The 22,653-nt window shown below is 43.7% G+C and carries 26 protein-coding genes and 1 other annotated feature; of the genes, 5 read left to right on the top strand and 21 right to left on the bottom strand.

The features are described 5' to 3' along the window. Positions 1–42 precede the first annotated feature (42 nt). The 7 genes from KNQ08_RS03445 to KNQ08_RS03415 form a co-directional block, all read right to left on the bottom strand. A complete protein-coding gene (locus tag KNQ08_RS03445; RefSeq protein WP_214804712.1) occupies positions 43–573 on the bottom strand; it encodes a GNAT family N-acetyltransferase in 531 nt (176 codons plus the stop codon). A gap of 71 nt (positions 574–644) precedes the next feature. Beyond that, positions 645–1,076 (bottom strand): DinB family protein, encoded by a 432-nt coding sequence (locus KNQ08_RS03440; RefSeq protein ID WP_353049215.1) that lies wholly within the window; start codon positions 1,074–1,076, stop codon positions 645–647. Positions 1,077–1,243: 167 nt separating this feature from the next. Beyond that, positions 1,244–2,056, bottom strand: coding sequence for an ankyrin repeat domain-containing protein (locus KNQ08_RS03435; protein ID WP_064300045.1), 813 nt, complete (start codon positions 2,054–2,056; stop codon positions 1,244–1,246). A gap of 323 nt (positions 2,057–2,379) precedes the next feature. Then, a complete protein-coding gene (locus KNQ08_RS03430; protein ID WP_029341466.1) occupies positions 2,380–2,577 on the bottom strand; it encodes a hypothetical protein in 198 nt (65 codons plus the stop codon). 405 nt (positions 2,578–2,982) lie between these two features. Continuing rightward, on the bottom strand, positions 2,983–3,258 hold the full coding sequence (locus KNQ08_RS03425; protein ID WP_214804710.1) for a hypothetical protein: 276 nt from the start codon (positions 3,256–3,258) through the stop codon (positions 2,983–2,985). A 93-nt stretch (positions 3,259–3,351) separates the two neighbouring features. Then, positions 3,352–4,218 carry a UTP--glucose-1-phosphate uridylyltransferase GalU gene (gene galU / locus KNQ08_RS03420; RefSeq protein ID WP_064300048.1) on the bottom strand — a complete coding sequence of 289 codons (867 nt, stop codon included), beginning with the start codon at positions 4,216–4,218 and terminating at the stop codon, positions 3,352–3,354. 34 nt (positions 4,219–4,252) lie between these two features. Next, positions 4,253–5,749 (bottom strand): glycosyltransferase, encoded by a 1,497-nt coding sequence (locus KNQ08_RS03415; RefSeq protein WP_214804708.1) that lies wholly within the window; start codon positions 5,747–5,749, stop codon positions 4,253–4,255. Positions 5,750–6,129: 380 nt separating this feature from the next. Between KNQ08_RS03415 and KNQ08_RS03410 the strand changes: the two genes are divergently transcribed. After that, complete coding sequence (locus KNQ08_RS03410) at positions 6,130–8,073, top strand: CDP-glycerol glycerophosphotransferase family protein (protein ID WP_214804706.1); 1,944 nt, start codon at positions 6,130–6,132, stop codon at positions 8,071–8,073. A gap of 245 nt (positions 8,074–8,318) precedes the next feature. Here KNQ08_RS03410 and KNQ08_RS03405 read toward each other — a convergent pair whose 3' ends face one another. The 8 genes from KNQ08_RS03405 to KNQ08_RS03370 all read right to left on the bottom strand — a co-directional run bounded on the left by KNQ08_RS03405 (position 8,319) and on the right by KNQ08_RS03370 (position 13,722). Continuing rightward, complete coding sequence (locus KNQ08_RS03405) at positions 8,319–8,951, bottom strand: hypothetical protein (protein ID WP_214804704.1); 633 nt, start codon at positions 8,949–8,951, stop codon at positions 8,319–8,321. Next, complete coding sequence (locus tag KNQ08_RS03400; protein ID WP_214769595.1) at positions 8,948–9,553, bottom strand: AAA family ATPase; 606 nt, start codon at positions 9,551–9,553, stop codon at positions 8,948–8,950. The genes KNQ08_RS03405 and KNQ08_RS03400 overlap by 4 nt, the downstream gene beginning before the upstream one ends. A 28-nt stretch (positions 9,554–9,581) precedes the next feature. Then, positions 9,582–10,325: a phosphotransferase family protein gene (locus KNQ08_RS03395; protein ID WP_214804702.1), complete on the bottom strand. Its 744-nt coding sequence runs from the start codon at positions 10,323–10,325 to the stop codon at positions 9,582–9,584. A gap of 132 nt (positions 10,326–10,457) precedes the next feature. Next, entirely contained in the window at positions 10,458–10,988 is a 531-nt protein-coding gene (locus tag KNQ08_RS03390) for a hypothetical protein (protein ID WP_214804700.1), read from the bottom strand. After that, the gene (locus KNQ08_RS03385; protein ID WP_214804698.1) at positions 10,981–11,607 is read right to left on the bottom strand and encodes an ABC transporter ATP-binding protein; all 627 of its coding nucleotides are present in this window, start codon (positions 11,605–11,607) and stop codon (positions 10,981–10,983) included. Before KNQ08_RS03385 ends, KNQ08_RS03390 begins: the two co-directional genes overlap by 8 nt. Before the next feature lie 9 nt (positions 11,608–11,616). Continuing rightward, positions 11,617–12,309: a hypothetical protein gene (locus tag KNQ08_RS03380; protein WP_214804696.1), complete on the bottom strand. Its 693-nt coding sequence runs from the start codon at positions 12,307–12,309 to the stop codon at positions 11,617–11,619. A gap of 54 nt (positions 12,310–12,363) precedes the next feature. Continuing rightward, complete coding sequence (locus tag KNQ08_RS03375) at positions 12,364–13,176, bottom strand: hypothetical protein (RefSeq protein ID WP_214804694.1); 813 nt, start codon at positions 13,174–13,176, stop codon at positions 12,364–12,366. Positions 13,177–13,326: 150 nt separating this feature from the next. Next, on the bottom strand, positions 13,327–13,722 hold the full coding sequence (locus KNQ08_RS03370; RefSeq protein ID WP_214804692.1) for a hypothetical protein: 396 nt from the start codon (positions 13,720–13,722) through the stop codon (positions 13,327–13,329). Between the two features lie 130 nt (positions 13,723–13,852). Here KNQ08_RS03370 and KNQ08_RS03365 point away from each other — a divergent pair, with 130 nt between their 5' ends. Further along, positions 13,853–14,725: a helix-turn-helix domain-containing protein gene (locus KNQ08_RS03365; RefSeq protein WP_214804690.1), complete on the top strand. Its 873-nt coding sequence runs from the start codon at positions 13,853–13,855 to the stop codon at positions 14,723–14,725. A gap of 214 nt (positions 14,726–14,939) precedes the next feature. On the opposite strand, the gene KNQ08_RS03360 is transcribed toward KNQ08_RS03365, so the two are convergent. Genes KNQ08_RS03360 through KNQ08_RS03350 form a run of 3 tightly spaced genes read right to left on the bottom strand, consistent with a single transcriptional unit; the run spans position 14,940 to position 16,564 of the window. Continuing rightward, a complete protein-coding gene (locus KNQ08_RS03360) occupies positions 14,940–15,416 on the bottom strand; it encodes an NUDIX hydrolase (protein ID WP_214804688.1) in 477 nt (158 codons plus the stop codon). Between the two features lie 20 nt (positions 15,417–15,436). Next, on the bottom strand, positions 15,437–15,847 hold the full coding sequence (locus KNQ08_RS03355) for a hypothetical protein (protein WP_214804686.1): 411 nt from the start codon (positions 15,845–15,847) through the stop codon (positions 15,437–15,439). A gap of 30 nt (positions 15,848–15,877) precedes the next feature. Then, the gene (locus KNQ08_RS03350; protein WP_251133608.1) at positions 15,878–16,564 is read right to left on the bottom strand and encodes a glyoxalase; all 687 of its coding nucleotides are present in this window, start codon (positions 16,562–16,564) and stop codon (positions 15,878–15,880) included. A 132-nt stretch (positions 16,565–16,696) separates the two neighbouring features. On the opposite strand from KNQ08_RS03350, the gene KNQ08_RS03345 reads away from it, so the two are divergent. Further along, positions 16,697–17,353 (top strand): carbon-nitrogen hydrolase family protein, encoded by a 657-nt coding sequence (locus tag KNQ08_RS03345; RefSeq protein ID WP_214804684.1) that lies wholly within the window; start codon positions 16,697–16,699, stop codon positions 17,351–17,353. A 58-nt stretch (positions 17,354–17,411) separates the two neighbouring features. Further along, entirely contained in the window at positions 17,412–17,663 is a 252-nt protein-coding gene (locus KNQ08_RS03340) for a hypothetical protein (protein ID WP_058713566.1), read from the top strand. Here KNQ08_RS03340 and KNQ08_RS16820 read toward each other — a convergent pair. From KNQ08_RS16820 to ileS, 3 genes are read right to left on the bottom strand one after another with little or no spacing between them, the layout of a single operon-like run. Beyond that, positions 17,642–18,118 carry a GNAT family N-acetyltransferase gene (locus tag KNQ08_RS16820; protein ID WP_214804682.1) on the bottom strand — a complete coding sequence of 159 codons (477 nt, stop codon included), beginning with the start codon at positions 18,116–18,118 and terminating at the stop codon, positions 17,642–17,644. The genes KNQ08_RS03340 and KNQ08_RS16820 overlap by 22 nt on opposite strands. Before the next feature lie 16 nt (positions 18,119–18,134). Beyond that, the gene (locus KNQ08_RS03330) at positions 18,135–18,620 is read right to left on the bottom strand and encodes an SMI1/KNR4 family protein (protein ID WP_214804680.1); all 486 of its coding nucleotides are present in this window, start codon (positions 18,618–18,620) and stop codon (positions 18,135–18,137) included. 10 nt (positions 18,621–18,630) lie between these two features. Further along, positions 18,631–21,714, bottom strand: a complete 3,084-nt coding sequence (gene ileS, locus KNQ08_RS03325; RefSeq protein ID WP_214804678.1) for an isoleucine--tRNA ligase — start codon at positions 21,712–21,714, stop codon at positions 18,631–18,633. 56 nt (positions 21,715–21,770) lie between these two features. Beyond that, positions 21,771–22,016 (bottom strand) — a binding site (T-box leader). 85 nt (positions 22,017–22,101) lie between these two features. Here ileS and KNQ08_RS03320 point away from each other — a divergent pair. After that, on the top strand, positions 22,102–22,650 hold the full coding sequence (locus KNQ08_RS03320; protein ID WP_214804676.1) for a GNAT family N-acetyltransferase: 549 nt from the start codon (positions 22,102–22,104) through the stop codon (positions 22,648–22,650). The last annotated feature ends 3 nt before the right edge of the window (positions 22,651–22,653 follow it).

Raw genomic sequence — 22,653 nt, 5'->3', positions numbered from 1 at the left:
TACAAGGAAGAAGTACAGATGCATCGTACTTCCTCCTTGTTTTTAATTCTGATGATGGATAAGCATAGCGACATCCAGCCATTCATATGCTTCATCTTTAACAGTGACATTCCCAAAACTACTCTGACGATGACCTATGTATTTGCCGCCGAGTCGTTTGTAAAATGCACGCCCTGGCTCATTCTTTTTCATTACCCAAACCATCATCGAGGAGACCTCTGCTTTCAGGAAATGCACGCTGACAGTCTCCATCAACTTTTTGCCGATTCCTAAACCGTGTGCTTCGGGTAATATATAGAGGGCAGACAACTCTCCTTTCCGTACTCCAGCATTAGCATGAATTTGAGCTGCTGCGAATCCGATTATAATTCCCTTTTCATTCAATACCACATATAGGAATGTATCTTGTGAGGAATCTTTCAAAAACCGTATCCATTTTTGTTCAGCTTGTTGAACAGTGAGTTGTTCTAAATATGCATCGGGCACTAAACCGGTGTATGTCGTCCTCCACGTATCAACGTAAATCTTTGCTACTGCCATCATGTCTTTGGATGTTACTAAACGTATTTTCAAAATTTTTACCCCCTACCTGACGGATTTCATTAGCAGCTCATACTACTAACACTTTTTCTCATTAAATTACCTTAGTCCCAAACTCGTACCCGCTCAACATCTGCTGTTCTTAAGTAATCGAGTAACTGTCCTGTATGAACTGCTTCGTGATAAGCAATTCGTAACAACATATCACCGAGCGAACGCACATAACCTGATTCGGAACGATCAATCTGAACGGTCGCCAAATCTGATTCCGGTAGTTGCTCGACATATGCCATGAATTCCTCATGATAGACTGCCGCAAAGTCTAGTTCAGCTTGCACTGATACGAAGTCGCGCCCTTCAAACGGGGACTCATACGACGGTAGACTGCCTCGATTCTGTAACGCTAAGAAATAATAATACTCGCTGTCTAACACATGACGGATCATCTCAAAACACGTCATGGCGTTCTCATCCGGTTTCCAGTTCAATTTATCTTCAGGAATCGACTGCCAGACTTTGATGCTTCTTCTTCTCACTTCGTTTAAATTTCATACCGTCCAATCGATTGCGTTCATGATGCGACCTTCCTTTCAATGACGAATAAGTGTTCTCTTATCTCTATTTTGACAAAGCAATTTGAAAATCCTTTATAAATTAAAAACAGGAAGCATCCGCAGATGTTTCCTGTCTTGTCGTCCACCGTTCAGTTATTCTCTTCCTCAGATAACGCATCAATCTCTTTTTGGCGCAAGATCTCCGCAATCTGATGGTGTTCGTTATCAAGTGCCGCATCACGCGCTGTCCGTCCATCTTCATTTCGATGCAGTGGATCGGCTCCATAAGAGAGTAATAACCGGACGACCCGTTCATAGCCGTAAGCACTCGCTAATGCGAGGACTGCCGTATCGCCATCCGCGACGTTTTCCGCTTCGATGTCAGCTCCTGCCTTTAGAAGCACTTTGACCGCTTTCGGATGATTATTTCCGACTGCGAGATACAGCGGTGTGAATCCGTCTAGTCCGACAGCATCGACTTCTGCTCCTGCCTCCAGTAATAGCTGGACTTTTTTCGACTTACCTTCCTGCGCCGCATAATGTAGCGGTGTCACACCTTCCCCGTCATCGGTCCGTTGATGTAACAACTCGACGTTCTGCGCTAGTTTCCGTAAGACTTTTTTATTGCCGCCCCGGCCCGCTACTAAATGAAGCGCTGAGAATCCGTGTTCATCTAAATCAAGATGAGCGCCTCGCTTGATCAAAAGTAACGCAATGTCGGTCTTTTGATCATAAAGCGCAATATGCAACGGTGACATCCCGTCCTGATTGGGAAGGTTGACATCCGCACCGTGATCGAGCAACAATTCGACGATCCGTAGGTACCCTTCCTGAATCGCCCAGTGAAGTGCTGCAAATCCTTCTTCATCCAGTTCGTTCAGATCGTCACCACGTTCGATGCAGCGCATTACTTGTTTTCGTTTGCCCAAAAAAGCAGCATCTTGAATGGATCGTTTCGTCATGACCGTTCGCCCCTCACCTGTTCCGTCGTTATCCTCATTTTACAACAACAATCAGTTGTCATGCGCAAAAACGCCTTTGAACATCTGATGTCTTTTGTACCAAGTTCAGTTCGTCACTCATGACATTTATTGATTTTAGGGAGATCGTTAGAATTAAAAGAAAAATAATCATGATCAGAGCATAGATAAACATCGTGAAAATAATGGATTCATCATATCGTAATATATTTCACTTGATCACTTTGTATGGAAGAAAGCCCACATTATGAAGCACATGTGGGCTTTCTTCTATCGTGTACTCAGCAATAGAACAATTGAATACATTATTGATTTGATGTGTTTTTTTTGAGAGATTTTTTAGAAAAAATACCTTCCGTTATTAGGAAAATGACAGCAATTGCCACAGACTTTATTCCATATTCGACCCATGTATCAGTCGACTTCGGCATTCCTTCAAAAAACATTAGAAAAATAAGAAAAAACATTGCTGCGAAAACACTTTCTAAAATTTGATTTTTCATCTTTCTGTATCACCTCTCAATTCTCCATACTTTATTTTACTTTTATAGAAGTAAAACATTTCAATTTTACTATATTTATATAATTACATTTATTTTTTACCAATTCAACTTAAAAAAGGTTTTATCCTATTTTCAACGAGGAAACAATTACGTTCTACCTAACAATTTATGGAACGAAATCAACAATTTCTCGTTTGATTTGGATGAATTGAGAAAAGGTATCACAAAAGTTTTTTTCGCTCAAAATCGCCTTCTAGAGAAAAACAAGCAGGAGCAGCCGCGAGAAGCTTGACCCTGGAAAATGATTCGAGATAAACGAAAAAGCGCAATCTTTCTCAATTAGAGAAAAATTGCACATTGTCTTCAATCTGAATCGACAAACTTCAGGTGGTCTTCGTGTATCTCTTACTTTTCACTCGACTTATCCTGCAGGGAGCGCTCTACCAAAAGCACGAAAACGACTGCTGTTAGGACGCCAAGCACGCCTGGTAAAACGGAAACGATCGGATCACTGAAAAATGCCGTTGGGATGAGTGCTGTCATTCCCCACTTCACACCCTTCAAGATCACAAGCGATAGAAGCAAGATTAGGAAAATTGTTTTCTTTTCGACACCTGTGAAAAATTGTCGTCCTACTTTTTTATCAGTCCTCATACCGAGCCACGTTAACATATGTAGCACCTCTCTTCTCCTTTTTCTACGTTTCGACTAGACGGATTGGTTTCATGAATTACAAAAAAACCACTCTGAATCATGTCAGAGTGGTCCATCATGTTAAATGTCTAGTGTCTTGATGAAAGCTTTCAGCTCGTCACGCATCTCTGCATCTTTCAACGCATATTCGATCGTCGTCTTGACGAAACCGAGTTTCTCTCCGACGTCATAACGGTTACCCTCGAAATCATACGCATAGACTTGGCTATCCGCATTCAATCGCTCAATCGCATCCGTTAATTGAATCTCACCGCCTGCCCCTTCTCCTTGATTCGCTAGATAATCAAAGATATCCGGTGTCAGCACGTAACGTCCCATGATCGCGAGGTTCGATGGTGCTGTGCCCGGAGCCGGTTTTTCGACGAATTTCTTCACGTCATACAGTCGTCCGTTTTGTGAAACAGGATCGATGATGCCGTAACGATGCGTATCTTCGGGACGGACTTCTTGTACACCGATGACTGATTTTTCCGTCTGCTCGTAGACATCCATCAATTGTTTGATTGCCGGATCATCCGACTCGACGATATCGTCCCCGAGTAAGACTGCGAACGGTTCGTTCCCGATGAATTGTTTTGCCGTCAAAATGGCGTGACCGAGACCTTTTTGTTCTTTTTGGCGGACATAGAAGATGTTCGCAAGGTTCGTCGAGAATTGAACCTTCTCGAGTAATTCCGTTTTCCCAGAGTTCTCGAGCGTGATCTCGAGTTCTTTTTGGTTATCGAAATGATCTTCGATGGCCCGTTTGTGTTTACCTGTGACGATGATGATATCTTCGATGCCGGCTTTTGCCGCTTCTTCGACGATATACTGGATCGTCGGTTTATCGAGAATCGGTAACATCTCTTTTGGCATTGCTTTTGTCGCAGGCAAGAAACGTGTCCCGAGTCCTGCTGCTGGAATAATGGCTTTCGTGATTTTCTTCATAACGTTCATCCTCTTCATCGTTCAAGTAGTAGGTTTAGTTGCTTAATTCTTCTAGTAATCGTCCATAGTTCTTTACAGCCGTCTCGAGGTAAAGCGATGGCTTCGTCTCAACGCGCTTGAGTGGTCGTTCGACGAGTTGCACCATCGCGGCAGCAAAAGCTTCCATGTCGTTCGGTGGAACAAGGTAGCCGTTCTCGCCGTGGGCGATGATTTCGCGTGGTCCGTATTTGACGTCATAAGAAATGACCGGACAGCCGACATTAATACTTTCCATGACCGTCAGTCCAAATCCTTCAAATTCACTCGTCAACAGTGATGCTTTCGATTCTCGGAAGACTTCTGCCGGATTCGACGTGAAGCCGTGGATTTCGATATCATCCTGTAAGCCGAGCTCCTCGATCAAACTCTCCATCATCGCCAGTTGCCCTTGTTCGTCCATGCCATAGAGCACAAGCTTCGTCGTATGACCTGATTGTTTGAAGATCGCATAACTCTTGATCAAATGATCCATCTGCTTTTGCAGACCGAATCGACCGATGAAACAGAATTGATCCTTGACCTGTTCGCGTCGTTGCGTTTGTTCTGGGACGATGAAGTGCGGAATGATGGAAATCTTCTCTTCCGGGATGTTATACCGCTCCAAAATGTCTTCTTTTTGGTGATTCGTCAGACTGATGAAACGTGTCACTTTATCAGATTCCGAGAACATCGTCGTATATGATCCTTTGACGGTCGAACCATCCAAGTGTGAGTTGTGGATGACCATGACTCGTTTGACATCTGCTTTGATGTTGAGAATCGAGCGGTCCAGTAAACGCGCATCGACGAACAAGACATCACCGTCTTTAAACAATCGATTGAAGTAATACTCAAATAAGTCCTTCTCTTTTTTGAACGCTTTGTACATTCTGCCGTTCCGGTATAACTGAATCAAGATAAGCTTCGGGCGCGCCATTTCATTGTAGAACTTCTTACAATAGACATTGCCTTCCGAATCATACAACTCTTCCATCATCTTTCCATAATGGACCGGCGAATAAATCGTCTTCCGGTGCAATTGACCGTAGACGTTATATTCCCAGCGCTCGACTTTTTTACGGGAAGCGTTCGTCATGAAATCCTCGAATTCGACGACTTGCGTTTCAGGGTAAAATTTACGGTAGAGGACATACTCATCTTCCTCATCATAATAACGAACGGCGTCACTGTTTTTTTTCTCGACGCTTTTTAATCCTTCGATTTCGCGCTCCGTTTCTTTGATGATCGGTTTGTTACGAAAACGAGTCGTTGGAATACTTAACAATTTGTAATCTGATAGCCAATCGTAGATATTTTCAAATTGTACTTTCGGACCGACCTTCTCTTCTGTTCGGAACAATTCGTAGACTTCCATGTAGTTGGCATTATAGTTCGTCGTAACGATTGTTGAACCAGCGTCAAGTTCTTGTTCCATGAGCGCGATTCGACTCAATAACGACTTCGTTCTACCACCGTGTTTTGGTGGTAATGTCGATGTTACCGTATACAGCATCTGTCATTACTCCCCTTCACCCTTCAAGATTGATCCCTGTTTTTTTCTGTGAGTTCAACCTCTATATATAGCCGACTTTGCTTTTTCATAAACCTCTTGCGATACTAGTCGCATTTACCAATACAGTTTCTATTTATCTCCTTTTTTACGAACAAAGTCAATCGATTTTGTATAATATCCAATCATTGTCATGGTTCTGCAACCAATGGTCTTGCGAAGATGCGGTAACATCTGTCTTTTCCCAATATCCTTCAGCCAGTAGACTATACTGCAGTGGTTTCCAATCAATCTACATCTTTGCAGAAATCGGAAGATATTGTATGGTAAGTGATGTAGTTTAAGAACGACTGAATCAGAGTATGAAAGGAAGCCATGCACCAATGAAAATCACCTGTCGTGATCATACGTTTTTGATCGAGAATCTTCCGCACCAAAGCCTACAGTTAGCGATCAATGAACAACTGATACCACTCCAAAAAATAGAGACAGCCTTTGTGCTATCGATCGATACATTGCTCGATATCTTCAAAAAAAAGAATCATCCTGTTAAATTCGTCGATGAATCCGGTACACCGATTTCGTTCAAACATCTTTCGGAGCCACTAGTCATCGCACCAAATAGCTACATTAAACAAGGGAAACATTCCTATTTCATTTTCATCGACCAAGACGATGAGCTCAGTCTGATCTATAACAAAAAACCGTCCATCATGAATTTTTATGATCAAGACGTCCTATTTGAGGGCATCACTCGTCAAGACGACGTCCTTCTATTGAATTTTTCGTTTCACTCAAAGTATTTCGAAGTGAAACAGCCACATTGCTTCATTAAAATCAGACATCAGGAACAAAAAATCGCCCTGCCGATTAATCGCTTCAGCGTCACACCAGTTGATGCTCGTCGCTTCAAGACAGAGGTCGAAGCCGTGATCGAACCAAAACTCGTCGAGCGGTTACTCGGTGACCGGTATAACTACGACGCATTCAATGCGAACATCTATGACCTCATGTTCGGATTTACGATTCGTGAGATGCCGATCTCTGGTTTTACACCGCGGATTCGTCACTTCAAAAATCACCCGGAACTCTTGAACGATGAGCACTGGTTATCGCTTAATGAGCAACATGACGTTTTGGTCCGCCCCTATTCAACCGTGTCGGAACGTCTTGCGATGCGTCTAATCCCGGTACCGGTCGAGACTGTCGAGTATTGCGCAGACCCTCACCCGTTACTTGGACTGGACCCTAAGAAGAAGACAATTATCTGTTTTGAATATCCGGATAAAGCACAAGATAACGGGATGATTTTCTTCAAGTATCTCGTCGACCAGCATCAGAAGCGCTTCAATATCTTCTACATCATCAGTCGGTCGAGTCCGGACCTCAAAAATCTTGTCGGATATGAGAACCATATCGTGTTCTACAAATCACCAGAAAACATCGAGGTCGTTCAAGCAGCAGACATTCTCTGCCATACGCATTCTTCCAGTTATGCCTTACCGTTCGCTACCTATCACACGGAAGCATTGATGCAAACGAAACAAAAGCTGTTCTTGCAACATGGTGTCATCGGATCAAAAGATGTCAGTCACATTTATGGGAAAAAGATGCCGCATCCATTTACCGACTTATTCGTCGTCTCCTCGGAGCGGGAAAAACAACTCATCGCCCGCGATTACGGTTTTCATCCTGACGAAATCATCGTGACGGGTCTCGCCCGATTCGATCACTTGATCACGGAACGATCACGTTGGCTCAAGCGATATAAAAACCGGAAAAAGCTGTTGATCATGCCGACGTGGCGACCAAAACTCGATACGTATTCAGACGAACAGTTCATGGAAAGCGACTATTACCAGGAGTTTCAAGCGTTGATCACGGACGAACGGGTGAAAAGCTTAGTAATGGACAACAAGGCTGAAGTCTCGTTCTATCTTCATCGCAATTTCCAAAAATTCAGCCACTTGTTCCACTCGGACTTCGTCGATGTCATCAGTCAGGATGCGTTCACAGTCAAGGAGCTACTTGAAAATCATCATGTATTGATCACGGATTATTCGAGTGTTGGTCTCGATTTTTCCTTGATGCACAAAAAGGTCATCTACTACCGCCCATCTGTCTTAGTTGGCGAAGATAATGCCGGCGAATCGACGGATTTGTTACCAGGAGACGTCATCGAAACAAGAGACGCCTTGATGGAATCACTACGCGAATCGAAAATGCCTAAAAAATTCAAACGTCATCTCAGCCATATCTATGCGTTTGACGATACAAAAGCAAGTAAACGGATTTTCGAAGCGATGCAACACCATTTTCAGCTATAACAAATGGAGCTGACTCAAAAAAGAATGACGCGTCTTTTCACGCCCTTTCCTCAGGCGAGACACAAGCCAGTTTTCCTGCTTCATTTAAGCAGGAAAGCGGGTCTTGTTTGTCTCTGACAGCGCATAATGCGCTTTTTCCTGTAGGAGTGGCGTGTGACGCGTCATTTTTACGAGAAAAGGGTGGCAGATCATCATTCTGCCACCCTTTTCTTTGTAGAGACTGACTTTTGAGTCAGCTCTTTTTTTCATCGACGAAATTCCAACGAGATCCCGTCCGCAATCTGTGAGGACTGCTTTAACAGCTCCCGCTTGACTGGATCAATCCAGTAATACTGAACACGTTCACCAAACGCAACGTGAACGCAAAGTGTCTCTAGGTGTTCGCCTGACTCGGTCATCAATAGATCGTACCGCAGAGGTTGCACCTGAATCGGCACCTCACGTCCGGAAACGGCACTGAAGCCGCTAAACGAGAGCGTCGAATCAACAGCCAGTGGTAATACTCGCAACAACAATTCGATTGAAAACAGATCAACACTTTTCTTACGGATGGGCAAGACAGATTGCTCATTTCCTCGCGTGATCACAACTTCATCCGCTCGATACAACGCATGCACGGTTTGAACACCAGCTTGGTACTCGACGAATTCGAGTGGCGCATAACTTTCTGCATCCATCATCAGACGGATCGTTCGATTGCCGATTTTTTCTGACACCAATTCTTGCTCCCGTACCAAAATGGACTGATGTGCTGTTTTTTCTAGCCGAATCGTTTCGTAGGTCTGTCCGATCTGAACCGATTCTCCTTGCTCTATCCAGTAGACCTGTTTTTCGTCTCGTCCCTCGATGAGGGGATACGTCAGCTCTTTCAAGTTCATATTTCGCTCCCCCTTCCTAAGATTCCAGTGACAGACAACTGATGAATCGCTGCTTGTCGGACTTGCTCCGGCGTTTTCGCTGTCGTATCAATCGAATAGACCGGAAACTGTTTATACCAGTTTTCTTCGAGTGCCCAAAGCGGTTGATGTTGTTCAAAAGATTGGCGCGTTCTTGTCTGATCGGCGTCGCGCCGCTCTCGTAAGAGATGGTCTGGTGCCCGTAAATAAAGAATCAGGTCTGATCGGCATCTTCTTAATGCCTCTAGTTCTGTCTTTAAACGGAATTCCATATCCCAGTCATACCCATGTACCTGTGGATAATGAAGCGTATAAAATTCAAGATCTTCCGGACCACGATCTAATATGATGTGTCCGTCGGGAAAATGGCGAAACCGTTCGAGTTCCGCTTGAATGAACAAGCGCTGATTCTCAACGAATCCGTCTTCGGTACGGATGTCTAATTCGAGCTCCTTTCTTTTTTGAACGATCGGATACGGATTTTCATAATAGACATGCAACTCCGGGTAAGCGTCTTCGAGCGCTTGCGCAAGCGTCGTCTTCCCGGATGCCATAGCCCCTTGGATCGAGATGATGGTTCTCATGAATGGCGTTCCTCCTACCTGTATATACTTAAGTATTAAAAAAATATGAGCTGAGGTCTGGATGACTGATCAATTCTTTTAACCGACTTTGTTCAGCATCCGGGATTTGCTCAAGCGTCCTAAGAATGACCATGAGTCGTAACCAGTCTGCAAGATTCGATAGCTGGATTGACGAAACAGCTTGATAGCGGTCGAGGTATTCGCGACAGACGTATCGTCGCACCTCGTCCGGCACTACTGTTCCACCTGCTATTCGCAGCAAGAGCAACGTCCGCGCGACATCCGCGATCGGTGGCCCTGTCGTCGCATCATGCCAATCAATGACGACGAACGTTTTATCCGCTGTCACGAGGATATTCTGGAAATGGTAGTCCCCGTGGAGCAATCCTTGTTGTTGCGGAATGTGAAGCGTCTCTAACAATCGTTCCGCCTTCAAGCGTAACGCAGTTGATAGATGACGCATTTTTTGATGGGTGACATCGTGCCATCCAGGTACTACACGCGATTGATGCTGATGAATCCGTTGATGTAATGTCGCGAAGGTATTAAGAAAATCCGTTATTCGGGAGGGATCAAACAACTCTAACATTTCGTTGCCGTCGATCTGCTGCATCTCAATGAACGGCGAATCTTCTAATGCAACAGCATATACGTTTGGCGTCGGGATGGTCGTTCGTTCTAGTTCTTCAAGCATACGAAATTCCTGTAAGATTCGTTGTGTTTGAATCGATTCATGGAAGTATTTGCGTACTCGCTCGTCAGACATCGTCATTACGATAGCGGTAGATCCACATTGTTGATTTCTCGTCATTAATTGGGCACCTTTCAAAGCATCATAGAAATATTATTCATTTCAAAAATGCCTACTCCGATAAGGAACAGGCATTGTAAAGACTTCCAACTGTCAAACTTTTGGACTGATAATAATCTGAACATCATTTTTGAAATTCATTAATTCTATCGATAATTGTTCATTTTCATATAAACTGGTTTCATTCGCCTTAATTCGTTTAATGACCGTAACAAGGTCAACTTCTTGGTTCAAACCATCACAGATCATCTCTAATGATTTAACGGTTTGTTCTGAAGCTGTGCTAAACTCTTCACCGTCTACATCGATTGTCAAATAAATATTTTGAAGAGAGTCCTCGTTTTTTAAGTCCTTTGATTTGTATTCAAACTGAACTGGACCATCATTTTGTTTCAAACCATTTTGTATCGGTTCGAACTCTTTGAAAAACGCATATTGCGCTATCTGGTTCTCGAATGCTTGAAGAGTGACCGAAAAATGATCAGGTGTTTCCATTGCCTTTTTCTCTGCAGTTGTTTCTTGCGATTTTGGTGCATCTTCTTCAGGAGAACCTGTAATACCATAAGGAGTACATCCTCCGATTAGAAGAAAGCTACATAAAAACATAAGTTTAACGTTACGCAATTAATTCGCCCCCTTCCATTTGGTAAACGATATCGCATAACGCCTCGATGTGACGTTCATCATGACTCGTTAACAAAATTGTCGTACCTGATTTTTTGAATTCAAGAAGAATCTCTTGAACGTTTTGAACAGAAGCACGGTCCAATCCATTAAATGGTTCATCTAGGACTAAAATTTTCGGCTTTTCCATGATTGCTTGAGCGATCCGCAATTTTTGCTTCATACCTAACGAGAAGCTTTTCACTTTTTTATCTTTATCCTGCAATAATCCAACCTTTTCAAGCGTTCGTAGAATCGTTTCATCATCAATCTTATTATTGATGTTTGCTAAGACCTTTAAGTTATCCCAAGCAGATATGTAGTGGATGAATGGTGGGTGTTCAATGATGATTCCAGCGTCTTTGATGTACTTATTTCCAAATTCAATAGGTGAATCCTTAACTATGATTTTTCCACTGTTGATATTCGTAAATCCACAAATTGCTTTCAACAACATCGTTTTACCAGACCCGTTATGTCCAACAAAACCAACGCACGATTGTTCTTCGATCGATATGCTGATATCTTTTAAAATCTGAGTATTTTTAATCGACTTATTTACGTTTTGAATTTGAATCATCCGAGGCACCTACTCTATTTTGTATTTGGTTTTATAAACAGCTGTAAATGATAAAACAACTAATGTTAATCCAGTGACTATTCCTGTACTGAAATAGTGATCCTGACCAATAAAGACGATACTTGAATTTGGAAAAGATACATTTATGACGAACACAGTAAAAAGCGCTAATAATACGCCTACTATCGCAATAATTTCATCCCACTTTATATAGAAAAATAAAAGGAGGATGGTTAACGCGCTAGATATAAAAATAGCTGCTATCGAAAAAAAAGTAATCTTCATTAAAATTTCTGTATTACTTGTGATCGCTGATAGATTATTTTGAAATAGCCAACCCAACATACTAATCGCGTAAACGATTACAAAAACTGTGATTCGAGATAAAAAGCCCTGTAGCATATAGAGGAGGGCTTTCAACTTATGATTAGAGCGTACATAAATAAATTGAAAATATGTTTTTTTTAAAGCTAAAAAAGGATAGCTCCCCACAAAAATGACGCATAAAAAAAATAAGAATGGACCTATGTAATGGAAAGGAGAATTTCCTTCCATATACTCTAATTGGCTAAAATTAAGATTAATGAAAATGCGATCAAATATCTCTAGATAGCCTAAATCGATTTGACGATCAGACGAAAAAACTTGTATCGCTTTGAATCCTTGTTTGTAATTTAAATAACTGATGATGATTGCCAACATACTGATAATCGTCATTTGTTTAAAAGTATATCTATTTGTCATATCATTATTTTCCTATTCTTCATATTGTCGAACTGTCTTATTTACACCATAAACCAATAAACCAATTGCAATAATCAATAGTCCAAGAAGAGGATAAAACGTCTCAACCGTTGAACGAGTCGTATTATAAGCAACAAAACTAGAAAATATAGTCAGCCATGAGCTCCCTGTCAAAAAGCCAATTTTTCCGTAAATAAAATAAATGGCTAATACCGCTAGAATCACCTTGTATTCTCGATCGAAAATTAAGACGAGCGCTGCAGACAATAAACTAAAAACAAAAGCAAGTGAGAGATAAATGGTTGAGGCCATGAAGAGGAAAAATAGGTAGGGATGATTAGCATAAAAATTTACTGGTAACACAGATGCAAAGCCTCCAATATCGTTTAGTCCCCGATAAACAAAGACAGCACCAATCGAATAATAAATAATGAATACTCCTGTTACCGTCGCAGTAGAGAGAAGAACATATTGAATGACATCTCGATAGATCGTCTTCTTAAATGATGAATAGCGATGGCGTCCCATTGCATATGTACTTCTTTTTTCAGCATATAATCCTAATGTGACTAAAACAAAAAATGCTGGTAGGAAATTAATTAGATAGAACATCGATGAGTCGACAAACCGTTCCCATGTCGCAATGGACATCAAAAAGTTTGATCGAATTTCACTTTTTGTTCCAACCAAATCTTTTGCATTGTAATCCATCGTCATGATGTCAACAAAATTACTAGCGAAAGCCCATGAAACGGTCAAAGCCATGAATAAAGAAATAATTGTGATGAAAACAAATCTACTTTTGATTTTAAGAGTTGCAATCAAAAGCTATCACCTCCCAAAAAATATAATTCACTGTATCATCATTCCATATATACAAAAACTATTCTACACACTATCAATAAATTGGGTAATTAATCCTCTTTTGTCTATGATATTAAACAGTAAAAAAGGCGCAATTTGCGCCTTTTTTTCTTATAAACTTGCTGCCCATGAACCTTTAATTGTTACTTCTCCACCACCAGTGTTGTTTGTTTTACTCAAACCTAATTTGTAACTATAGTTCACCGATGCATTAACAGTTGAGAACTCTTTACGAGTATTACGTTGCACTTCGGTACCACCACGAAATGCATTATCGGAGTTTCTCATATTGGCAGAGATCCATGCAGTACCAGTATCGTTTGAAAGATTTACTACTGCTTTAGTATTATCTTCACGTAATGAATATGGAGCATATTTTTCTCCACCAGAATATGTAACAGTAAATCCTGAAAACGATTTAACTTGTTGTGCAAGAACATCGCCACCAGCTGTTCCCAATAAAGTAAGACCTAGTGCTGCTACTGTAACAACCTTTTTTAATTTCATATCATATTACCTCCAATAAATTTGTAATAAAGAAATTGTAAAAATTCCCTTACCCATTGATTAAATTAGCATATTAAAGATATAGTTTTAATAATATTCCAAAAGTAATAATTAGAAGGAGGTCAGTTTTTTGATAGGTGAGTATATTAAAAAGGTTCGTTTAACTAAAGAATTGACTCAAAAAGAAGTAGCATTGAAGGTACATATTACTCAAGGTGCTTACAGTAAATTCGAGGCAGGAGCAATTGAGCTCCGACCAACAATTTTTTTTAAAATTCTTGAAGTTTTAGATATACCTATTCATGAACTAGATATTTTAAATAACGATTTTCAAATCAACAATAGTATTGAAAATCAATATTTTACATATTTAACTATTTCTTTATCTGAATCTATAGAAGATTTGAAAATTTTTCAAAAGAAAATAGAAGAGCATCAAAATTCAACTTATTTACAAGAAAATATTTACAATCTTTTAATAAGTTATTTAGAAGAACTTGAGGTTGAAATCATCCCATTCGAAAAAAGTAAGGTTTATTTATTATGGGATTATTTTTCTAAGTATGACGAATACTTTTATTATGAAACATTACTATTAAAATCTATTGAATTTGCAATACCTGATGAATACGTATCTATTTATGAAAATAAATTATCGTCTAACCTAAAAAAGTATAATGACTCTTACGATTGGAACAAGAAATTTATAATAGTTCTACTTAATTTATCTTCAATTTATGCTTTTAAAAAAGATTATGAAAAAGCCATACAACAAATTTTAATTGCAAAAGAAATTTCAGAAAAATTCGAGATTTATTCTTTCTTAGGTGATTGTGATTTAAGAGAAGGTATTTATAAAATGAAATCACGAAGTTCAAATTATAGCTACGCAGATAATATTGATCTTATAAATAAAGGGTTTAATTTTTTAGAAACGATTAATGATTTAGAGAAAATAAATAAATATAAAGCCCTAATTGATGAGTTTCTAATAATTAGTTGACCTTCTTTTTAGTAAATAATTCAAATTACCTAAAACTGAATTATTTTAAATAGACTAAACAAAATTTAAAAATTATATTTTATGAAAATCAATACAAAAATAAACTGAACCAAAAAAGTGGAGTCTTTTCAATGATGAATTGAAAAGACTCCACTTTTTTGTATTGAAATATTAAATTGCTTTCATTCAAGATTTTTTATTCGTGCTGCTAGCTTTAATAAATAGAAACGTGATGCGCTGTCCGTTGTTTTTGAACATACTCCATCAAGATCGGTCGTTCCGGTGGATTGAGGTTTTCTGGTAGCTGATCCATAGCGAAAAAGCGTAATTCCACGACTTCTGACGGATCACGAACGATTTCTCCCGTATAGGTAGTGCACAGAAATGCCGAGATGACATTGTAGACCTCATCCCCATGCGGATACTTATAGTAAAACGCATCACCCGAATAGACGTTCAATAATTTGAGATGCTCCGCTTCAAGACCGGTCTCTTCCCTTAATTCACGTTTTGCTGTTTCTACGAGCGTCTCACCGATCTCAAGCGCTCCACCAGCGAGTCCCCAGCAACCATTATCTTGCCGAAGTTGTAATAAGACTTCTTGTTTATCGTTGACGACGATGACACACGCCCCTGCCATGACGAGCGGTCGTGTGCCGACGAGTTTGCGTAATTCTGTGATGTATCCCATGTCATTCAGTCCTTTTCCATTTAAATCACTTTCGTTCGGACGCGCATCCGTTTGAGTCCCGTCAATAGGAGACATAACAAGATGATGCCCGAAACGAACAGTACGTACGTATGAATCGTAAAGAGGGAACGGAAATCGATTACGGCAACATTCTGCTGCACCTCAATCCAACTACTAAGTATGATTCCGCTGATTGCAAATAAGATGAGTACGCCGACCTGTCGACGTGTCAACGTAACATACGTCAAAACATGCATGCCTTCACGGATCACGAATGGTAGGAGAACGAGGAGTGCTGCGACCGGTAAGATGACCGGGTCACCGCCTTGCTGAATCGGCATCGACCGGGCCAAATAGCCAAACAGAAAAAAGAAACCACATACGAACAACAATAATCCGAACGCGATACTCGCATTCACCGCTTTATTCATCTTACTTCCCTCACTTTTTAGAATAATGAATTATGAAGAAACGGCACTTTGATGCCATACGCCCGCTGCGTCAAGCCGAACCCGATGTCTGCCGTCGAGTTCCATCTCGATCGGACTGACCTTCGCCGTCTTCGGTGAGAACAACCATGTCCGTCCTTCCGGGACGAGCAAGATATGCGTTCCATCCGCGACCGGTCCGAGGAAGTTGAGTGACGCGCCGTTGAGCGGACGTTCCCGTCGCTCGAGAACGCCGATTTCTGCTAACTGCTCACCCACTTCAAGCACGTCTTTCACCGTCAGACTCATCTCACCGATTCCGAGGATGTCGGATACATCAAACGTCGGTTCCGCTTTAGATGGATTGATTTGATGCCGCGCGATCAGCTCCAAGACATTCTCATCCGGGTCATAAAAATAGCAGGAATGCGAGTCCGTGAAGTCAAAATAAATCTCGTCCTGTCCATCTTCGATCAAGAGTGGTGTCCGTTCTACGAGCCACGCTTTTCCTTGTTGGAAGACGTTTTCCGGAATGTTGAACGCCATATGGTATTGCGTATCAACATCGTCCGTCTGTTGATATGTCAGTTGATCGGTACCGATTTGCATCGTAAACGACTCATTCGTTTCCGAGACGAGCGGGAATCCGATCTGGTTTATGTAAAAAGCCTTCATCGCCGGTAGATGGCGTGTCACAAGAATGGTTTTCGAAATGTTCAAGCGGATGACCTTCCTTCACTTGCAGTAAAATTTATCAAAAAGCGATATGCTTTATTTTACCACTAATGGTAAAATCATAACGAGTATAAAGTCTGATTTTTCAGATATATTTATGCCTGAGAGGATGTTTTGATGAAATTATTAATCGCTCAACCAAAACGCGAGACCGGACTCGAACAATTCGAACGTGAAATCGCCGCTTATCCTGAAGTCGACCTGATCGTCTACCCGGAAGGCTATTGTACGGTCACCGAACTCGAACGCGTGCAACATCTTGCCAAGCAGTTCGAGACAGCCATCGTCCTCGGTTACAAAGATGAAGCGAATCTCGATCGTGCTGCCATCATCGATGCGACCGGGACGATTCTGCTCAATCGCGCAAAAACACCAGAAGCTGGACCGCTATATACACCATCAACAGCAAACGACAGGTCGTTCCGCTATGGATACGTCCTCTGTCGCGAAATCTTCTTAGGAAACGACGGACTACGCGAGGAATCCGGACTTGATCTCATCTTCAACCCGATTGGCGTCGGCATGTTCAGCGAGGAACAGTACGTTGAGTGGTCCGGTGAAGCGCGCATCATCAGTCAGGCGCAACAAGCACTCATGATCGGAACAAGTCATGCCGATGGTTCGTACCGCAACTGTGGTTTTTCGATTCCGATTGCCTTCATCTATGACGAGACGGGTGAGCCGTTGCTGTTGTCTCATAACGATACGCGGACACGTCTGTTTGATACGGTCACGCGCCACGTCGAAGTCGTCGGTACACCATCCTTATCGTAAACGAACACACGCTTCTTCCGGTCAGAAGAAGCGTGCCATTCCTTCAGGAGGTGCTCATATGTCTCAAACAGGTCGTGCGTCATTCTTTTGGAAACGATACTTCTATGTCTTCTTTCCTTTATTCATCTTCGGGATCAGTCACGAATCATACCTGGTCGATAATCCGTTAGCTAACCTTGAGGACATCGGTGAGTTCGTCTTCTTCTTTTGCCTTTATCTGTTTAACTTTGCCGTCCTTGCCGCTCTATTAACGAATCTGTGGTGGTTCTTCCTTCCGACAAAACCCGTTCATTCCGAAACTGATTTTTGATAAGAAACGAGTGTCGCCCGTTCGTTGAGCGGTTGACTGACACCGGTCAATCGATAGCCCATCTTCTCATAGAAATAACAGTTACGTGTCTCTTCGCGAATCGTCCGCAGTTCCCATGTCGTTGCAGTCGGATAAGCTGCTTCAACGAGCTGTAATGCGCGTTGGGCGATCCCTTCACCTTGACGGGCTGGATCTAAGAACATCGGACTGATCGCGTAGCGACTCGGTGCTTTCGCAACGACACAAATCCCGCCGACGACGACATCGTCGACGATGATTTGATGAAACGTACTACTCGGATGTGTGATCCGGTGAATGACACGATCGATCGATTCGTTCGCCGGATTCGTTGCAAAATCCTGATACCGCTCGAGCGTCTCTGAAAACGCCTCGAGTTGAAGCGTGTGAAGCTTCGGAGCGTCTGTAAGAGACGCTACCTTTAATTGAATATCCACTGAACCTCTTCCTCTCTTACCGGAACCATTCCCAAAATTGCGTGCCTTGCGCGACGATCAAGTAGTCGAGCCATCGCTCGAAGCCAAACGGCATTGCGTCTTCTTCCCATTCCTCGAAATTAAGAAATTCCCCACTCCAGATCCGATATCCTGCCGGGCGATTCATCTCGTAGACGATCCACTCCCCGTCTGGTCCTGCGCCAATCGCTAAGAAGTTTTCGGGACATTCCCAAATCTCGCTATACGTCAGGCAATCCTCGATCGAAAAGAGTTCGAATCCATCGTTGTAGGATAACGTTTCGTGCTGAAACAGCTTCGCCCCGTTATGTTGACGCAAGAACGCCTGATAGTCGTCTGCCGTCCACGCAGGTAACAGCGCGAGCTGTTCGTCCGTCGCCCCTCGGTTAAAGATGAAACGTTCTCGGGCAACATATCCTTCTTCTTTTTGGACCTCTAACAAACCGTCGACGAGTCGACCTTTTAATGCTTCTAATGCAATCATGCTCTTCTCCTTAACAATATTCTTTCGTTGGTGTGAACGAGACACCGACATCGTGTCCGCCTAGCTGAACATCCCCTGCTCCCTGTAGCGGTTCAGTTCGCACGGAGGATAAGGCAAGGTGTTTGAATAACAAAGGCTCAAAGGTCTCGACGATTGGTTGGAACGTCGTATCGACCGATAAGACGAGATCGATTCGGGCGTCCCGCGATAACGCTTGTGCCTTTCGTTCCGACTGGATATAGCGGACGAGCTCCCGCATCCAGCGTTCCTGCTCCAGTGCTTCCGTGATCCGCGTATCGAGCGTCACGGTGAGTCCACCATTCGTCGCAGCAGCAAAACCCGTCTTGACGATTGGTTCGACGATGACGTCCGCTTGACGCACCTCGACTTCATCGCCTGATGTGGTCCGGTAGATTAATCTTCCTGTCTCAAGCAAGTCGGAAGTCTCCTGTGCAGACAATTGTTGTAGCCATTGGTGGATCGCGTTCGCTTGCTGTGCGAATTTCGCTCCGGCTGCGCGGAAGTTCAGTTTAAGACGGAACCGTGTCGTCGCTTGCGTCGTCGGAACGATTTGGACGTCTTTTACATTCAGTTCCTCTTGGATGATTGCCGTATAGTCCGACCACGAAAAGGTTTCACTCGATTGGACGCCTAAGCTAGCAAGCGGTTGTTTGACTTTTAAAGCGTGCGTATTACGTACTTGTCGTCCTAACTCGACGACAGAGACAACCTGTGCCATTTCGTATTCCAGATCAGGTCGGAGCATCGATTGATCGGCAACCGGATAATCCGCTACATGTACGCTCATTCCTGTTAATCGCTGATAGACATCATCAGCAAGGTACGGCGTGAACGGAGCGAGTAGTCGTGCCGTCGTCGAAAGTGCGAAGTGAAGCGTCTTGTACGCGGCTTGTTTCTCTTGCGACCAGTCAGCTTGCCAGAAACGTTCCCGAGAACGGCGGATGTACCAGTTACTGATCTCATCGACGAGTTGCGCAAGACTCCGTGCTGCTTGAGTCAATTGATAATCGTCCATCGCATCCGTCACGTCTTGCGTCGTCTGATGGACACGCGAGAGCAACCATTCGTCGAGACGCGTCCGTTTTTGCGGACGTGAGCCATCAAATCCGTCTAGCTTGGCATACGTCAGATAAAACTGGACGGCATGATCCAGTGTATCGACTAGTTTTGATTTTGCTTCTTGGACGATCCGCTCAGCAAACCGTTTCGCACTCCACGGACTGCTGTCGACGAGTAGCGCCCAGCGCAGGCTATCAGCACCATATGCTTCGATCAATGCCACCGGGTCGAGGGCATTCCCACGACTCTTCGACATCTTCTGCCCGTTCTCATCAAGGACGTGCCCGAGTGCGAGGACACGCTTATAAGCAGGCTGTCCCGTGAAGAGTGTCGAGATCGCTTGCAAGCTGTAGAACCAGCCCCGCGTCTGATCGATGCCTTCGATGACGACATCGGCTGGATAGCGGTTAAGCGTCTGCGTCCGTGACGGATAATGCTGTTGCGCGAACGGCATCGCTCCGCTATCAAACCAGACATCGATGACTTCTGGTGTCCGGTGCATCACTCCCTGACACGTCGGACACGAGACCGATAACGCATCGACGTATGGTTTATGCAACTCGACGGATTCCGTCGCTGTCGTCGTCCGGTGCAACAAGTCAGCCTTGTTTTTTGGAACGAACGTCGTGTCACACGCTTCACACTCCCAGACGTTCAGTGGTGTGCCCCAGTAGCGATTACGACTGATGTTCCAGTCGACGAGTTGCTCAAGAAACTTCCCGAACCGCCCTTCCTTGACGTGGTCGGGATACCACGTCACAGACGCATTGTTCGCAAGGAGTTGTTCCTTGACGGCCGTCGTCTCGATGAACCAGTTGTCTTGTGCGTAATAGAGCAGTGGCGAGTCACATCGCCAACAATGCGGATAACTGTGCGTATAGCGTTTTTTCGCAAACAAGCGTCCCCGTTCATCGAGCAGCTGGATGATCGCGACGTCTGACTCTTTGACGAATCGACCAACGAGTGGTGGAACGGCATCCGTGTAACACCCAGCAGCATCGACGACATTAACGAATGACAGACCGTTTTCCCGGACGACCCGGTAATCTTCTTCCCCGTACGCTGGAGCAAGATGGACAAGTCCGGTTCCGCTCGTCGCTTGGACGAAGGACGCCCCGACGACCGTGTGACCGTTCTCTGGCGTCACGAAATCAAACGGTGGTTCATAACACAAGCCGACGAGTTCCGCACCGAGCTGTTCGGATACGACCTCGACGGATTCTGAGAACAGTTCAGCGACTAACGCTTTTGCGACAATGAATTGCTCTCCTTCAAACGCTACCGTGACATACGTCAATTCCGGATGAACCGCCACCGCGACGTTTGCCGGTAACGTCCACGGTGTCGTCGTCCATGCAAGTAGAAACGTCTGCTCCATGCCGACGATCGGGAGTTTGACCGTCGCCGATAAGTCCGTCACGTCCTGATAGCCTTGCGCGACTTCATGGGAACTAAGTGACGTCTGACAGCTCGGACAATACGGTGATACACGATGTCCCTTCGTCAACCAGCCTTTGTCATGGATCGTCCCGAGGATGTGCCAGATGCTTTCGATATACTCGTCCTCCATCGTCACGTAAGGGTTATCCATGTCGACCCAGTAGCCGAGTTTTTCCGTGAAGGAACGCCACTGTGTTTCATAGGAGAAGACACTTTCCTTACAGCGTGCGATGAATGCTTCAACACCATAGTCTTCGATCGCTTGTTTGCCGGAGATGCCGAGTTGTTTCTCGACCCCGAGTTCGACCGGTAGTCCATGTGTATCCCAGCCGGCTTTTCGTTCGACCCGGAATCCTTGCATCGTCTTATAGCGGGCGACGGTATCCTTGACGGTTCGTCCGAGTGCATGACCGACGTGGGGTAAACCGTTCGCAGTCGGCGGTCCTTCGTAGAATACGAATTCCGCTTCCGTGCGTTGCTCGATCGATCGTGCGAAGACCTGATCTTGTTTCCATCTGTTTCGGACACGCGCTTCGCGTTGTTGTACGGTTTCTGCTTGGTTTTGTGACGTCATCTCTTGTTCGCTCCTTTGTCGGTAACTAAGAGAATACAAAAAAGTCCGCCCCCTTTGTCAGGGACGGACTTCACCGCGATACCACCCATATTCCGTCGAGAATACTCGTTCTCGACAGCACTTAGTTGCACACTATCATGTGCATTCCATGTAACGGTGGACACCCGGTCACGCTTACTGAATGGTTCAGCGTGACTTCTCAGAGAGGATCTTCATGATTGATCTGGCTACCGGTTCTCAGCAATCCCGGTTTTCTGTAAGGCAGAGGGACAATCATTACTCTTTCTCGTCAACGAAATGATATGCTCTTGTTGTGGAGAATCTTACCATATGCCTTAAACACTGCACAATATTTTTTTACATTTTCTTGCAAAGGAGTTTTTTTGAATGTTACATACTTTCCCAACGCTTAAAACGAACCGTCTCGTCTTACGCGAAGTGTTACCCGAAGATGCTATGAGCGTCCTCGCTTATTTATCAGACGAACACGTCGTCAAACAGATGGGACTCGCTCCGTTCCAATCAGAAGCAGACGCACTTGAAGAGATTGACTGGTACGCTTCGATTCGTCGCGATGGCACGGGCATCCGGTTCGGGATCGCGTTACAAGAAGACGATGTCATCATCGGCAGTTGCGGTTTCTTGAATCAATCTGAACGTCATCAGCGTGCAGAACTTGGGTTTGAGTTGAGCCCTGCCTATCAGGGACAAGGCATCGCGAAGGAAGCAGCGCTTGCAGTCATCACATATGGGTTTGAGGAGCTCTCTTTAAATCGTATTGAAGCACTCGTCTTACCAGAGAATTCCGCTTCACAACGATTGCTTGAACGGCTTGGATTTCAGCGCGAAGGGTTGCTTCGTCAATATGAGAAAACACGTGGTCAGTTTGACGATCTGTATATGTACTCGATCTTACGGAGTGATTGGTCTGTCTAAGAT

The organism is Exiguobacterium sp. s46 (assembly GCF_018618875.1).
Taxonomy (GTDB): domain Bacteria; phylum Bacillota; class Bacilli; order Exiguobacteriales; family Exiguobacteriaceae; genus Exiguobacterium_A; species Exiguobacterium_A abrahamii.
Note: the sequence above shows the minus strand (reverse complement) of the source record. Positions and strands in the feature narration are given on the sequence as shown.